We start from the raw sequence: 14,616 nt of genomic DNA, 5'->3' as shown, positions 1-14,616 counted from the left end.
ATGAGCAATAATAAGTATTCGTATATCTTTGTATGCTACGGTAATGCTGACAGAGATATACTCACAAAACAAATTCAAATGTATAAGCAAAGATTTCATTCAAAGGTTATCCTGATTATCTCGTCAGAAGCTGATGCAGAGTGGGCAGCTGCCCGCAGAGAAATTTTTGAATATGAACTCCGATTGGCCAAAGAGGATGCTATTTCAGGTGCAGTTCTCCGATACTGCGAAGAGCATCAGCTACCGGAAAAAGACACTCTTCTTATTGCCGAAATCCACGATGGTGCTAAACTGACAGTTCGCGGAATTGAGATAAAGGATCCCGGCAGCATGGCAGAGTCTTATAAGAAGGCTATCGAAATGCTCAGGAATATGATAAAGCCAAGGATTTAATTTACTCTTCCAAAAATTTTCCCATCATTACGAAATTTTTGGTCTCATAATAGGACAGTTTTGAATAGAAATGTTTGTGCTTTTCATCGTTCACACTGTTTAGTTCTATGATAGAAGCGCCATTTTTATGGACTTCCTGTTCCAGGATTTTTAGGAAGTCTGTACCATATCCTTTTCCCTGAAAGCCCTTAAATATAACAATCTCATCAAGAAAGTAGCCTCTTATATCATCGAATTCCTTGAAGTAGCCCATTAAATATCCGGTGATGCAGTTATTGTCATCAATCTGAACCATGCACATTGAGTCTTCCATCGTAAGTACTTGGTGGATTCTTTTGTATGCCTTTTCATATGTCCAACAGCAATCTTCTACAGTGTTATAGTATTCAATGTTCTTTTCTACTACATACGCCAAATCCTGTTCTGTCATTCGTCTGTAATTCATGATTTACCTGCCTGATATGTATTTATCTTTTGAATCTACAAGGTTTATCTTATCACAATAATCTCTGTATTACTGTGCGAGTTTTAGGACACGTCTTGGATTAAACTGAGTATATTCCTAAGGTGAATAAAAAGTAATGCAAGGAGAAATATGGAATGGCCGAAAAAGAACATTCAGAAATTCAGGATCTGTACAGTTGGCTTTTTAGCTTAGGAAGAGGCGCAGATGTTGAGAAGGCAACTAAGGACGAGGCTTTTTATCTGAAGATGCTTGAGGAATACAAAAATAGATAAATTGGAGCTCTACCGTTAATATAGCGGTAGAGCTTATTTTTGTTTATAATGTAGTGGCTGATTGCAAGCAATTTGTTTTGAGGAGCAGTGAAAAAATGAGGTTCGAGGCAATTAGTAATAAATCAAAAGGTATAATTTGCATTTTGTTTGCGGCGTTGGGATTTTCACTGATGACTTTCTTTGTGAGAATATCAGGAGATGTTCCGACTATGGAAAAGGCATTTTTCAGAAATGCTGTTGCCATTGTAGTATCGCTGTTTTTGCTTATTAGGTCAGGGGAAAAAATCAGGATAAAGAAAAACTGTGCAGGAGATATTTTCTTCAGATGTCTGTTTGGTACAAGTGGTCTGATAGCAAATTTTTATGCAATTGATAAGCTGAACATTGCAGATGCAAATATGCTTAATAAGTTATCTCCGTTTTTCGCAATTTTGATTTCGATTCCAATACTTAGGGAGAAACCGAAAAAGGTAGATATTTTGGCAGTCATAATTGCATTTCTTGGTGCGATGTTAATAGTTAGGCCATCCGGTAGCAATATGCAGCTTGTGCCTGCGCTGGTAGGTTTGTATGGAGGCTTCGGTGCGGGAACGGCATATGTTTTTGTTCGGAGATTAGGAAAAAAGGGGGAGCGAACACCAATAATTGTATTCTGCTTTTCTCTGTTCTCAACTCTTGTGACGATTCCCTTTATTGCGATGGATTTTGTCATGCTAAAACCGTGGCAGCTATTATGTCTGATTATGGCCGGGCTATCAGCGACGGTGGGGCAGTTTGGCATAACATCTGCATATAAGTTTGCCCCGGCAAAGGAAATTTCAGTATTTGATTATACACAGGTAATATTTGCAGCAATTCTTGGAGTACTGTTTCTCGGAGAACTGCCAACACTATTATCATTCTTGGGATATGCAGTTATTATCGGCGTGGCGATATTTAGATGGAAATATAATCTCAGAAGTGAAGATGGAGGGTATGATGGCCATTGAACTTTTTTTCACTTTTTTAAGAATAGGGCTTTTTACTTTTGGTGGTGGCTATGCCATGATCTCACTTATACAGGATATCTGTGTGGAGAAGAAAAAGTGGATCAGCCATGATGAGATGATGGATATTACAGTCATCGCTGAATCAACGCCCGGTCCGATAGCGATAAACTGTGCTACTTATGTAGGATATAAGAAGCAGGGGATGATAGGAGCTATAGCCGCTACAATCGGAGTAATCCTTCCGTCCTTTATTATTATTTATTTGATTTCGCTCTATCTTGACAGCTTTCTTGAAATAGCATGGATTGCCAGCGCATTTAAAGGAATAAAGATAGCTGTAGGAATACTGATATTGGATGCGGCCCTTAAGATGATAAGGAAAATGCCAAAGAAACCATTTCAGATTTTTGTGTTAATTGCGGCGTTTTTAATTATGATGTCCGTAAACCTTTTTTCAGTAAAGATATCATCAATAACGTTAATGCTTGCTGCAGGTATTTGCAGTCTTATGGCTTTCTGTGTAAGTAAATATATGAACAGGGAGGGACGAAGCTTATGATATATATTGATCTTCTCCTTGGATTTCTGAAAGTGGGGCTGTTTTCTTTTGGCGGAGCGTATGCAGCGATACCGCTTATAAGGGATGTGGTTCTGCATTATGGATGGATTGATGATGAGCAGCTTGCCTATATGATTGCTGTAAGTGAAAGCACTCCCGGACCTATTATGGTTAACATGGCTACATATGTAGGCAGCATGACAGCCGGAATTCCCGGGGCTTTGATCGCGACTTTCTCAGTAGTTCTTCCTGCGTTTGTAATCATCATACTTATAATGATCATGTTCAAGAGGTTGTTAAAAAATCCCTATGCTCAGGCTGTGCTAAGAGGATTGAAGCCTTGTATTATGGGAATAATTCTGGCAATGGGGATCAGCATGATCGCTCAGAACGTTATTGTTAAGGGAACGTCTTTTTCTCCGGATTTAAAAGCGGCCGTGATATGCTCTGCTCTGGCTGCTGTCTACTTTGGCTCAAGAAAAATTAGAAAGTCCGGGATATCTCCGATAGTACTGATTTGCATTGCCGCAGTGATGGGTGTGATTGTGTATTAAGTATTTCAACTTCTTTGTCTATACTGTATGAGAATAATTATGTTAAGAAGGTTGCATTATGTTTAAGTTTTTTGATAAGTTCGGAAATATCCTTTTTCGTACGCTGCAATCACTTGCTACGCTAATAGTGCTTCTTGGTGGCACAGCAATGGGTTTTTTCGTGGCTATATTTTTGTGTATGGGAATTGAAGAATTAACCGGCTCAAAGCTCCTGACAGATATTGCACTTTGGATTCTTTTACCCATATGTTCAATTGCACCAACTTATTTAATTTATTACAAAGGCAGGCTCCCTCGTAAAAAAAGAACTTCAAATAATGATCGTCTTTATCCGCGTTCATATAATGCATATAGTGTGGAAAAATATGGAGAGTTCCCGCATTTCGGAAAGGTTCTTGGAACTCCAAAGGTGAAAGATATTGTAAAAAATGATTCTTTTCACCAATATGTTTTCAAGGATGGAAAAAAGGCATCTCATATTTTCGCTAGCAGCACCGACAAGTGGGTGCGTATCCTTGGCGGATATCTTCCTATAGATCTGATCTGCGGATATAGCAAAAACAATAATAAACTTTATACTATCGATGGTGTAACCATTAAACTTCCGATGGCTGCAAGGCTTCCATTCGTTTATAGGGAATTGGAGAAGTTCTTTAAAGAAAGAGGAGCGTACCATGAAGATATGCCTGACGGAGCAGAAAAAGAGTATAGAAATTCTCTTTATTTAGGAGGGAATTTTACACACAGCTTATCCGAGCTTAATTGGGCACACCTTAGATATTTGTGGGAAAAGAACATATTAAACAATAGCAGCAACTACGCAGATAAGATTGCGACACCAAACTATGTACCGGTTCTTGATGATGGAAGCATCAACAAGGAGATTTTTGAAAGAGTTCTTTCCAAGAAGGAGATTAACAGGACCTATGAACTTTTAAAACGTGGGCAGGTTGCTATATCAGAGTATCTTGATTTTAAGAGTTATAAAAATGAGTTTAGCGTTTGTAATGGAATAGAACTTCTCAGGGCTTTGGGCCATCCCAAAAATCTGGAAGGTATAGACTTTTTGTTTGATTGCCTTTGCGACGTGGATGAGGCATCTTTCCTAATGGCTGTGGATCTCCTAAAGACATATCCTAGGGCTGACCGTGAAAATAAGATTGAAGAAAATGCGAAACTTGCCTTCGAAACCGGCGATGTTCTAAAGCTTGCCGGTGTGCTGTATCTGTCAAAACAATTGGACTATGATTGTAAATATATAAAGCAGATCCGGGAAGAACAGGCAGAAAACGCTTCAGTGGAAGAAGCAACGAAGAAGGCTGACGATGCTGTAAAGAAGTTCGAACTTGACGAACAGGCGCTCTTTGGCAGCGGTGAAGTGCAGGAGTTTAATCCAACAGGAGTTGCATACCAGGAACAGGAATAACTTTTATCCCGGCAAAGGAGATATCCGTATATGACTCTGAAAGAAGCGTACAAGATTCTTGGAGCATCAAAAACTGATGATGACAGTGAGATAAAGGCAAAATACAAAAGGCTGCTGTTTTTATATCACCCGGATTCTGCTCCCGGTAAAGAGAGGAATCCGGAGGATGATGAGAAGATACGGCAGGTCATAGAGGCTTATAGGAAGATCAGGGAATCCGAGGGCAAAACCTTTATTGAAAAATATGAGTTTTCCTGGGACGCTTTTGAGAACAGCAAGGCGTTCTCTGAGCGCAATATTTATGTACAGTTCAGGATATACGATGAGGCGCTGCCGCTGTCCAAGATGGCAAGGGGCAGGTTTATATGGGATCCGGATATGGAGGAGTTTTCGCTTTTTTCAAAAAGCGTTCTGGAATCCTGCAAGGAGATTATGACGGATTATCAGGTTGCGCCTGATCCGGATAGGGTTAAAAATATTTTTCATCTTATGATGCAGGAATACGTGCTTCCGGCGGATGCTGCGAGGAAAATCGGCAATAAGCTTCGCGATGATGGCGAAAAGGAAGTTTTTCAGTTCACCGGTTTTATTAGTGACGAAGCTTCTAATAGCAGAGCGGCCGCGATCAACACTGATACACCGCTTAATATTAATCTAAGGGAAGACAGGGCTGTGGCGGAGGAGATGGTTTCGGGAAGGATTCTTGGGAATGTCTCTTTTGATGAGGATGCGTTATACTATGTTATACTGCCGTTGCTTGAGGATCCGGAGATAGAAGTGAGCGCTGCGATAACCGGGATTGATAAGATTAGGTGCGGCAAGACGCGGATTCATGTTGCGATCGCGCTGGCTATTCCGCGGGGGCTTACTGATAAGCCGGTCGTCAATGGCGAACTGATCAAAGGGTTACTGAAGTAATAGATGGAAGAAGATTTTAATAACACGGAAAAAGTAGGAGGGAGGATGTATGAAAAGACTTATTGTTTATTATTCACTTGAAGGAAACACGGAATATATTGCAGAGAAGCTCGCAGAGAACATTGGAGCAGAGACTTTGAAACTCATTCCTAAAAAGAGCTATCACACGAGCGGATTCGCCAAGTTTTTCTGGGGAGGAAAATCTGCTGTTATGGCTGAGAAGCCGGAACTTGAACCTTATGAAGTCGCAGATGATTATGAAGAGATTATCATCGGATTTCCTGTATGGGCAGGCAACATCACACCTCCTATTAGGACGTTTGTCAGTGAAAACGGGCAACTCCTTAAGGGTAAAAGAATCTCTGCCTTCGCATGTCAGAGCGGCGCCGGCGCTGAAAAGGCTTTTTCAAAGCTGAAGGGTATATTGGGGATAGAAGAGTTTTTTGCAACTGCTATTTTCATAGACCCCAAGGATAAGCCCAGCGAAGCGAATACGCTTACGCTTGATGTATTCACAAAGAAGCTAAATTAAGTATAATAAACCAAACACATTGAACGAGACAGAAACGGAGGAGACAGGATGAAAAATATAGTTCAGAAAAGATGTGAGTTACTGGTTGAAAACAGGAATCTTATTCAAGAGGGATTTATGCTTGAGAACAGTCTGTTGAAGGCTGTTGCCGCAGCGGCTTTTGCTGAAAAGGAAAAGACGGTGGACGTGGATTATCTGAAGGAGTGCAGAAGCCTTTTGAGGGATAAACAGGGTGCGCTATCAAGTTTCCGCGGGAATAATGAGCTTATCGTATCAACAAAAATGGCTCTTGGCAGCGATCCCGAGAAATACATTGATGAGGTGATCGAAGTATATAAAAAGTTCCAGAAGGGGAAATGTTTTGGATCAACATTCAGGGTACTTGCCGCTATGTCGATCTGTGATGCAGGCAAGTTCTCAGAGGCAGATGCCATTATTGAAAAAACAAATAACCTTTTGGAGGGCATGAGGAAAAAGCATCCTTTCATTGCTACTGATGAAGATACAAGTTTTGCAGTGCTTCTCGCCATGACAGAAAAGAGCGTGGAAGAAATTCTTACGGAACTTGAGGAGGCTTTCGGATATATAAAGAAGAGCTTCTCTTTTCATGATAATGCCGCATATTCACTTACTCAGGTGCTCACGATTTTTGATGGCAGCTACGAGGATAAGAGGGACAAGGTCCTTGAAATTTATAATGCCTTTAAGGCAGCAGGTTTAAAGTATGGAAAAGAATATGAGCTTGCATCCCTGGGAACTTTGATCAACATAAACTTAAGTACCGGTGAACTGGTATCTGAGGTGGCGGAAGCTGCGAAATTCTTTGACGGCAAAAAGGGTTTTGGCATGCTCGATATGAACAAGCAGACGAAGCTTATGCTTGGTGCCATGGTGGTGTCCGGTGCATATTCTGAGAAGAGCACTGTTACAGATGCTTCGGTAACAAGCGGCGCGATTTCAATGATAATCGCAGAACAGACAGCAATGCTTGTTGCGATAATGATCGCATCGTCATCAGCAGCAGCGTCATCTTCTTCAAACTAAACGGAGCAGAGAAATGAGTTCAATTTTAATTAAGGATACAACAAGGGAAGAAAGGGAGCGGATCGTTGCCGAGTCTATCGGCAACGTGAATGGCTCCTGCGATGGCTGCAGCGCCGGGCTCATAGAGATGTACCAGCCATATATAGACGGAGTAAAAGAAATCCGTGAGATAAACATGGAATTCAGGGCACATTATGAGTCAGGCGTTGATGGGCCGGAAAAAGCGGATTGTGGATATAAAATGTGATTATGCTTTATCAGTAAGGCTAAGAATATAAAAATCAAATAAGTATTATTATATGTGATTTCCGGATACAACAAGGTATCCGGGAATTTTATTTTCCCTGCAACATTTTCCCATCCCCGTCTGTATATAAAGCAGAAGATCAAAAATGAAATTGCTGGATTTACAGCGGGAGGAAAAAAGTTATGAAGGAATACAGATTTTTCAAATTCAAAAGATATATTGCAGCTATGCTGTTTTTGGTTATGGCGTTTGGGTTTGCTGCATCGGCGGGAGCAGATTTCTCGATTACGGCTAAGGCTGCTTCAAAAAAGAAGCATATCAGCGCGAGTATAGATAGTAATGTAAAGGTACTTTTCATAGGTGATTCGAGAACCGTAGATATGTTCAGTGCCAAGAGGCATGAGATTAAAGGTGAGGTGCACAACAACATCACCGTATATGCCAAAGACGGTGCGGGCTACGGGTATATGAGGAAGACTTTAAAGAAGGTGAATCTGAGCGATTACGATTTGGTCGTATCCTGGATGGGCGCGAATGATCGCGGTAATTTCAAGAAGTACTCTTCATATTACAAAAAGCTGAACAAGAAAAAGGGTGTGAATCTTGTTCTGTGTACGATTGGCTACTCGGATGATCGAAAGCTCGGAGATATCGGCGATATCCTTTATTACAACAACGGCATTATGCAAAGCTACAATAAAGAGCTGACAAGATGGGCAAAAAAGAATCATGTGCAAACTATCGATTTGTATTCTTATACCAAGAATCACATCAGAGCAAGGAACAATAACGGTGTTCATTACGTTCCCAATCCGACGGTTGACCTGTGGAATTACACAGTTAAGCAGATCAGCAAGAAGGTTGAAAACAGATAATTTTATATTGAAAAACAGCTATCCCATTAGCATTCCCGTTGATATAATCTAAGGGTATGTTAATGGGATTTCTTTTTATTGAATGGAAAATTTTTCCTTAAAATATGACTGCGGAAGAGAAGAGCTTATGAATGAAAAGATGAGTTTATGGTATGAACAGCCCGCAACTAAGTGGGAAGAAGCCCTCCCTGTGGGAAATGGAAGAATGGGGGCGATGATTAGAGGCGGCGCAGAGCAGGAGATAATTCACCTGAACGAGGACAGTATCTGGAGCGGCGGCCCTGCAAACAGAATCAACAAGGATGCTTTGAAGTATCTGGGAGAAATCAGGAAGCTTATCAGAGAGGGCAGGATTCCAGAAGCGGAGAAGTTATCTCTTATGGCGCTTTCAGGTACGCCCAATTCGGAGCGTTCCTATGAGCCCGCGGGCGAGGTCATAATTAATTTTGAGAAGAGTTCTGATTATAAAAATTTCAGGCGAGAGCTTGATCTTGAAACCGGCATCGCATCGGTTTCCTACGAGAGTGGCGCATCAGTTTTTGGTGAGAACGGCGCTAAGTTTACCAGGCAGTTCATAGCGTCTTTCCCTGATAAGATCATGTGCTATCATCTTGAAGCCGATGAGGGTAAGCTCAGTTTTACCTGCAGGCTCGACAGGTGTAACCACAGGCTGGACAGAGTCTGGGGAAACGGGGATGAGATAGGATTCGAGGTGGTTACAGGCACTGGAATCCCTTTTGCTGTGCGGCTTAAGGCCAGAGTGACCGGCGGATCCGTGGATACCATAGGTGAGCATCTTGTTGTAAAAGACGCTGCCGAGGCGGATCTGCTTATAGATATTCAAACCGGATTCTATAACGAGGACTGGCTCTCTGCCGGGGAGAAGAACTTAGAGCTTGTTAGTGGGAAGAGCTGGGATGAACTTAGGGCTGCTCATGTTGCGGATTACAGGGAGAATTTCCTTGGGCTTTCCCTGGAGCTTGGCTCGGAAAAGGCGAAGGATAAGCGCTCAAAGCCAACTGATAAAAGAATTGCCGGACTTCGAACCGGCAAGAAGGATCCCGATTTGTTTGCGCTGTATTTCCAGTACGGTAGGTATTTGCTTTTTTCATCAAGCAGGGGAGACTGCCTTCCTGCGAATCTGCAGGGGATATGGAACGCGAGCCTTACTCCGCCCTGGGACAGCAAATTCACGATCAATATCAATACAGAAATGAATTACTGGCTCGCTGAGAGCGGAAATCTGTCGGAGTGCCATTTGCCGTATTTTGGGCTCCTTAGGAGAGTTTGTGAGAACGGCAGGAAAACTGCGAGAGAAATGTATGACTGCAGCGGCTCGGTTGCGCACCATAATACCGATATTTTTGCAGATACGGCGCCGCAGGATCACTATATCCCGGCAAGTTTCTGGGTTATGGGACTCGCGTGGCTTTCAACTCATATCTGGGAGCATTATGTTTTCACGGGGGATAAGGAGTTCCTTGGTGAAAACCTGGACATCATGGCAGAGTGTGTGAGGTTCTTCGATGACTTTTTGATTGAAAATGAGAAGGGCGAGCTTGTGACGTCGCCATCGGTTTCACCTGAAAATGTCTATATTATGAAGGATGGAACGAGAGGGTGCCTCTGCGAAGGCGCGACCATGGATATTGAGATTCTGATGGAGCTTCTTGGGAATTTTCTGAAGTCCTGTGAGGTGCTGGGGGTAGATTCTGAGAAGGAAGGTTTTGGTGACGCGGCTGATTCTAAGACGGCTGGTAATGGTGAAGCGGCTGATTCTGGAGCACTCGATAGCTGTGAAGCTATAGATTTTAGTGGGGGTGCTGATAGGGCGAGGGTTATCCTTAAGAAGCTGCCTCCGATCAAGATCGGAAAGCACGGACAGATCCAGGAGTGGATGGAGGATTACGACGAGCAGGAGCCCGGACACAGGCATATCTCGCATCTCTATGGGGTATATCCCGGAACCACGATTTCCTATGAGAAGACGCCCGAACTTATGAAGGCTGCGAGAGTTACTCTTGAGAGAAGGCTTGCGAATGGCGGTGGTCACACCGGCTGGTCGAGAGCATGGATTATAGGTTTGTGGACGCACTTCCTGGAGGGAGAGAAGGTATACCAGAATCTGGAGGCCCTTCTTAGTAGGAGCACTTTTGATAATATGATGGACAATCATCCGTTGGGAGCGGGAGCTGTGTTCCAGATAGACGGTAATCTTGGCGCGTCAGCTGCGATGCTGGAGATGCTTGTGCAGTCAGGTGATGGCTATGTGAAGTCAGGCGATGACTATGTGAGGTCAGGTAATGGCTATGTGAAACTTCTCCCTGCGCTGCCCAAGGCATTCTCTGAGGGAAGTGTCAGCGGAGTCTGCTTAAGGGGCGGTCTCATGCTATCAATGACCTGGAAAAACATGAAGGTCACTTCATGGGATATAACGAGGCGCGACGGCGCACCTTTCCCTGAAGGTGAGATCGTGGTATTAGTTAATGGAGCCGAGGAGAGAGTGAGGGTTTGAAGTATTTGGTAGTGGGCATAGGCGATGGGATTGGTAACAGGCATAGATGCTGGGAGTGATGATTACGGTGATGATTAGCTTGGCCTACGAATTCATCTACGTGCGCTTTCGATTTTTCTGTGAAAAATGAATAATGGAAGAAAACACAGATGGCATTTAAGGTTGAATCTGTGCTTTTGAGAATAGTAGTAAGAACACAGATGAAGTACGAGGTATTCATCTGTGAAAATCGTAAAGTTGTTGAAAACACAGATGCCTAGCCAGACCGAATCTGTGTTTATGAAAAGAAATAGAAAAACACAGATGGAGAGTTTTGTATTTATCTGTGGAAATTGAATAATTGTCCAAAACACAGATGCCCAACCGGATTGTGTCTGTGTTTTTGAAGAAGATAGGAAAAACACAGACGGAAGGTATAATATCCATCTGTGTAAATTGAATAATTTCTCAAAACACAGATGCTCAGCCAAAATGAATCTGTGTTTTTTAAAGAAGATTAGAAAACACAGATCCATGGATAAAATCAGGGCGAAAATGCGGACATATATTGTGTGATAATTGTGTGATATTTCCCGGAGTAGAATGTGATCAGAACATAAGACAGGAGCAGCAAAGGCAGCGAGGTTTTACCGGAGCGAAGGTTCATGTCCTGCGGTTCTATTTGAGGGGGAGATATCAAGAGATATCAAATATAAAGCAAGCTCTTTACCACAATGGCGGGTAAAGAGCTTGTTTTTGTTCATTATTTCTTTGATTTTGATTTTTTTGATTTAGTTTCTTTGTAGATTGAAGCACCTGGAGCGCCTGCTTTTTTTAACAGCTTTTTGTACTTGCTTTTTGTCTTTGCAGGAACTTTGAATGTTGGAATAAGAGAAATCTTCTTGAATGCATTTTTTCCAACTGCATTTAATTCGGAAGATGATATTTTTATCGAACTCAAGGCTGAACATTTATAAAAGGCATTCTTACCTATAGATGTGATGTTTTTACCAAGAGAGATACTCTTTATCTTATTATTCGATTTAAATGCATTTTCTTCAACAGCTGTTACTCTGTATTCGAGACCTGCTTTTGTTATGGTATCGGGTATAGTATAGCTTTTCTTTTTAGTTACATATCCAACAACATGAGCTTCAGAATCATTTATGATATGATATTTAACCCCGTCTGCTATATGTTCCTTCGGATATTCTTCTGCATGAACTTTCTTAAACACCGTAATGTTACAGGTAGAGCATATTTCTCGCTCCTCAGTTGTTACAGAAATAGTAGCTGTACCGGCGTTATGGGCTGTAAGTAAACCGTTAGTATCTACTGATACTACATAATCACTGGAAGAATGCCAGTTTACATTTTTGTTACTTGCGTTAGCCGGTTTTACTGAAGCTGTTAACTGGAATGTATCGCCTTCTGCAAGTGAAACGCGTGTATGAGAGAGATCTACTCCGGTTACGCTGGTTATTGTATTTGTACTCTTAATAAACCAGATTTTGATTGTGGTTTTATCCGTAAAGATATCATCATAACTTCCAAAATATCTTGAGGTTGCTAAAGAACTGTCTCGGAGCTTTACTTCCTGGAACGTTGATTTTCCGGGGTCAACACAGTAAAATTCACCATTTGAATACTTTGTAAGTAATACTGCATGCTGGACATTACCATTATTTGTGCGCCATCCATAAAGTACTATTCCTTCGGGATGGCTCTTCAAATAGTCAATCAGCTCATCTTTGCTTGGGCTTTTTTTACTGGCAGTGGAAAAAGAAATATTATCAACCCTGTAGGTGAAAGTGTTCTTTAAATCACCTGCATGTACGCCTTGCTGTTCTACGCCCTGAGCATTGACGGATTCCTTAGTGATATTTTTGTATGAATTATTCTTGGCAAGGTACAGATAGTGCTTATACATCATAGTCGCAGAGGTCATTACACAATGCGTGTTACCATTGCCCTGAAATACAAAACACTCCTGCGGAAATGATGATGAATTACCTTCCTCCGGTAAATCGCTTTCCCATTCGCAAATATATCCGAAATTATCAAGACCAAAAAAACTCTCTGATCCGAATGTTCCTTCCGCACACAAATCATTCCATGTGAAAGGAGCATCAACGCTACTATTGGGATTCCTGTTTTTGTATATCATCAGGTAATCTTCACCGTAATGGTTGTCAGGCTGACGGGCACCCCAGTTTGTATAACTGAAGCTTTCACCGGTAATCCACTCCCATCTGTCGGAATTATTTTCGGATCTTTTGCCACCTAGCCAGTAGCTGTTTCGCGTGCCCTTCTGTTCAATAAGAGATTGAACAAAATCCTGCTCTTCCTTTGAATTGATGGTAAGAAGATGGCCGCCCTCTTTTTCACAGGCTTCTTTGGCTTCATCCCACTTTTTTCCCACATTGTAAAGAGCGTATTGATGATTACCAAAAGTTATGGCGTTTTCCGGTATGTTGGCAATAACATAGGTACTTGCCGAAGCAGGAAATGTGCTTGCTGATACTGTAACTATCAAGGATAGAACAGCGGTCAAAAATTTTGATTTTTTCATGAAGACTTTACCCCCGAACATTTGGCTATAAGTAGGCGTTTGCGAAACGCCAAAAGCCGCATAAATACGGCATTTTTCTAGCAATAAAAATGAATAACCCCTCACCGGATATGGTACAATAGAATTGACAAGAAACCACTGACCAACACCAAGAAAGGAGTTATTCTGATATATATGATACCATACAAACAGCTTTCTTTGGCTGATATCTTTGCAGATTGCCAAGATAAACTTGAAAATGACAAACCTGCTTTCCTGTCTCTATTAGAAACACATATCGACCTTGATGAAATTATTCCGATTTCTTTTAGAAATCACTTCTATGCATCAACGGGCAGAGCCCGTAAATACCCTCTAAAAGCAATGCTTTGGGCATTGATAATTCAGCGCATCTTCACTATTCCAACAGATCAGCTTCTCTTAACGTTTCTCGCTTACTCAAAACCGCTTCGTGAATTTTGTGGTTTCACAAAAGTTCCAGACGCTTCCAAGATTACCCGCTTTAAACAGGATTTCCTTGATGATCTACAGCTTGTTTTTGACAAGCTTGTTGATGTTACTGAACCCATCTGCCAAGAGATTGATTCTACCAAAGCAGACATGTCCATCTTTGATTCATCTGGCATTGAAGCTTATGTTATAGAAAACAATCCCAAATACGCCAATCGGGTTATTAAACAGCTCCGGGCTTATGCTAAAGCCATGGGATTTGATAAATCCTATGATCCATATAAAGCTGCATACAGTTCCATGCCTTCGCATGCTTCCGCAAATCCAGAAATCAAGCAGTTATACATAAATGGCCATTTCTGTTATGTCTTCAAGTTTGGTATTGTTACAAATGGCCTTGGGGTTGTCCGTCACATATCCTTCTATAACAAGGATTTTATGTCTTCACATCCGGATATAGTCGTTGAAAAGAAATCCTCTTCTCCTGATGAAGATAAATGCGTTCATGATGCAAAACTACTCATCCCAACGCTTAAAGATTTCTTTGAAAAACACCCACTCATTAATCCCAAAACATTTCTTGGCGATGCTGCATTTGATTCTGCACTCCTGTATCGCCAGCTACTCACAGGTGATACATTTGGCGATGGCAAACACTTCTCAAAGGCATATATACCGCTTAACGCCAGATCCGGCATAAAATATCCGGATTGTAAAGTTAATGCTGATGGCATCCCATGCTGTCCTAACGATGATTCACTCCCTATGAAATATGAGAGTTCTTCCAAAAGGAAGAATGGTCTTGTGCGCTACAAATTTGTATGT

At 41.7% G+C, this 14,616-nt stretch carries 15 protein-coding genes; 13 read left to right on the top strand and 2 right to left on the bottom strand.

All coding sequences use genetic code 11. The features are described from left to right. Positions 1–393 carry a hypothetical protein gene (locus G596_RS0115805; RefSeq protein ID WP_022762800.1) on the top strand — a complete coding sequence of 131 codons (393 nt, stop codon included), beginning with the start codon at positions 1–3 and terminating at the stop codon, positions 391–393. 1 nt (position 394) lies between these two features. Here G596_RS0115805 and G596_RS0115800 read toward each other — a convergent pair whose 3' ends face one another. Further along, entirely contained in the window at positions 395–838 is a 444-nt protein-coding gene (locus tag G596_RS0115800; protein WP_022762799.1) for a GNAT family N-acetyltransferase, read from the bottom strand. Between the two features lie 155 nt (positions 839–993). On the opposite strand from G596_RS0115800, the gene G596_RS24995 reads away from it, so the two are divergent. The 11 genes from G596_RS24995 to G596_RS22500 all read left to right on the top strand — a co-directional run bounded on the left by G596_RS24995 (position 994) and on the right by G596_RS22500 (position 10,790). Continuing rightward, complete coding sequence (locus G596_RS24995) at positions 994–1,131, top strand: hypothetical protein (protein ID WP_022762798.1); 138 nt, start codon at positions 994–996, stop codon at positions 1,129–1,131. A gap of 95 nt (positions 1,132–1,226) precedes the next feature. Next, positions 1,227–2,120, top strand: a complete 894-nt coding sequence (locus G596_RS0115790; protein WP_022762797.1) for a DMT family transporter — start codon at positions 1,227–1,229, stop codon at positions 2,118–2,120. Beyond that, positions 2,110–2,679, top strand: a complete 570-nt coding sequence (locus G596_RS0115785) for a chromate transporter (RefSeq protein WP_022762796.1) — start codon at positions 2,110–2,112, stop codon at positions 2,677–2,679. The genes G596_RS0115790 and G596_RS0115785 overlap by 11 nt, the downstream gene beginning before the upstream one ends. Continuing rightward, positions 2,676–3,233 (top strand): chromate transporter, encoded by a 558-nt coding sequence (locus tag G596_RS0115780; RefSeq protein ID WP_022762795.1) that lies wholly within the window; start codon positions 2,676–2,678, stop codon positions 3,231–3,233. The genes G596_RS0115785 and G596_RS0115780 overlap by 4 nt, the downstream gene beginning before the upstream one ends. A gap of 58 nt (positions 3,234–3,291) precedes the next feature. Next, positions 3,292–4,659 carry a hypothetical protein gene (locus tag G596_RS0115775; protein ID WP_022762794.1) on the top strand — a complete coding sequence of 456 codons (1,368 nt, stop codon included), beginning with the start codon at positions 3,292–3,294 and terminating at the stop codon, positions 4,657–4,659. Positions 4,660–4,689: 30 nt separating this feature from the next. Further along, positions 4,690–5,577, top strand: a complete 888-nt coding sequence (locus G596_RS0115770; RefSeq protein WP_022762793.1) for a J domain-containing protein — start codon at positions 4,690–4,692, stop codon at positions 5,575–5,577. Positions 5,578–5,626: 49 nt separating this feature from the next. Then, positions 5,627–6,109: a flavodoxin family protein gene (locus G596_RS0115765; RefSeq protein ID WP_022762792.1), complete on the top strand. Its 483-nt coding sequence runs from the start codon at positions 5,627–5,629 to the stop codon at positions 6,107–6,109. A gap of 48 nt (positions 6,110–6,157) precedes the next feature. Continuing rightward, entirely contained in the window at positions 6,158–7,153 is a 996-nt protein-coding gene (locus G596_RS0115760) for a DUF4003 family protein (RefSeq protein ID WP_022762791.1), read from the top strand. A gap of 13 nt (positions 7,154–7,166) precedes the next feature. Then, positions 7,167–7,400 (top strand): hypothetical protein, encoded by a 234-nt coding sequence (locus G596_RS0115755; RefSeq protein ID WP_022762790.1) that lies wholly within the window; start codon positions 7,167–7,169, stop codon positions 7,398–7,400. Positions 7,401–7,582: 182 nt separating this feature from the next. Beyond that, positions 7,583–8,275, top strand: a complete 693-nt coding sequence (locus G596_RS0115745) for an SGNH/GDSL hydrolase family protein (protein WP_022762788.1) — start codon at positions 7,583–7,585, stop codon at positions 8,273–8,275. Between the two features lie 127 nt (positions 8,276–8,402). Continuing rightward, positions 8,403–10,790: a glycoside hydrolase family 95 protein gene (locus G596_RS22500; RefSeq protein WP_196805241.1), complete on the top strand. Its 2,388-nt coding sequence runs from the start codon at positions 8,403–8,405 to the stop codon at positions 10,788–10,790. Positions 10,791–11,532: 742 nt separating this feature from the next. On the opposite strand, the gene G596_RS24015 is transcribed toward G596_RS22500, so the two are convergent. Further along, positions 11,533–13,341: an Ig-like domain-containing protein gene (locus tag G596_RS24015; RefSeq protein ID WP_022762785.1), complete on the bottom strand. Its 1,809-nt coding sequence runs from the start codon at positions 13,339–13,341 to the stop codon at positions 11,533–11,535. A gap of 174 nt (positions 13,342–13,515) precedes the next feature. Between G596_RS24015 and G596_RS0115725 the strand changes: the two genes are divergently transcribed. Continuing rightward, positions 13,516–14,616 (top strand): ISNCY family transposase (locus G596_RS0115725; RefSeq protein ID WP_022762784.1); only part of this gene is annotated, 1,101 nt, incomplete at its 3' end.

It is taken from the genome of Butyrivibrio sp. AD3002 (assembly GCF_000420905.1).
Classification (GTDB): domain Bacteria; phylum Bacillota; class Clostridia; order Lachnospirales; family Lachnospiraceae; genus Butyrivibrio.
Note: the sequence above shows the minus strand (reverse complement) of the source record. Positions and strands in the feature narration are given on the sequence as shown.

Excerpts from the sequence above, each read along its gene's own strand:
- G596_RS0115805 (WP_022762800.1), top strand. The coding sequence starts at position 1 with ATGAGCAATAATAAGTATTCGTATATCTTTGTATGCTACGGTAATGCT.
- G596_RS0115800 (WP_022762799.1), bottom strand. The coding sequence starts at position 838 with ATGAATTACAGACGAATGACAGAACAGGATTTGGCGTATGTAGTAGAA.
- G596_RS24995 (WP_022762798.1), top strand. The coding sequence starts at position 994 with ATGGCCGAAAAAGAACATTCAGAAATTCAGGATCTGTACAGTTGGCTT.
- G596_RS0115790 (WP_022762797.1), top strand. The coding sequence starts at position 1,227 with ATGAGGTTCGAGGCAATTAGTAATAAATCAAAAGGTATAATTTGCATT.
- G596_RS0115785 (WP_022762796.1), top strand. The coding sequence starts at position 2,110 with ATGGCCATTGAACTTTTTTTCACTTTTTTAAGAATAGGGCTTTTTACT.
- G596_RS0115780 (WP_022762795.1), top strand. The coding sequence starts at position 2,676 with ATGATATATATTGATCTTCTCCTTGGATTTCTGAAAGTGGGGCTGTTT.
- G596_RS0115775 (WP_022762794.1), top strand. The coding sequence starts at position 3,292 with ATGTTTAAGTTTTTTGATAAGTTCGGAAATATCCTTTTTCGTACGCTG.
- G596_RS0115770 (WP_022762793.1), top strand. The coding sequence starts at position 4,690 with ATGACTCTGAAAGAAGCGTACAAGATTCTTGGAGCATCAAAAACTGAT.
- G596_RS0115765 (WP_022762792.1), top strand. The coding sequence starts at position 5,627 with ATGAAAAGACTTATTGTTTATTATTCACTTGAAGGAAACACGGAATAT.
- G596_RS0115760 (WP_022762791.1), top strand. The coding sequence starts at position 6,158 with ATGAAAAATATAGTTCAGAAAAGATGTGAGTTACTGGTTGAAAACAGG.
- G596_RS0115755 (WP_022762790.1), top strand. The coding sequence starts at position 7,167 with ATGAGTTCAATTTTAATTAAGGATACAACAAGGGAAGAAAGGGAGCGG.
- G596_RS0115745 (WP_022762788.1), top strand. The coding sequence starts at position 7,583 with ATGAAGGAATACAGATTTTTCAAATTCAAAAGATATATTGCAGCTATG.
- G596_RS22500 (WP_196805241.1), top strand. The coding sequence starts at position 8,403 with ATGAATGAAAAGATGAGTTTATGGTATGAACAGCCCGCAACTAAGTGG.
- G596_RS24015 (WP_022762785.1), bottom strand. The coding sequence starts at position 13,341 with ATGAAAAAATCAAAATTTTTGACCGCTGTTCTATCCTTGATAGTTACA.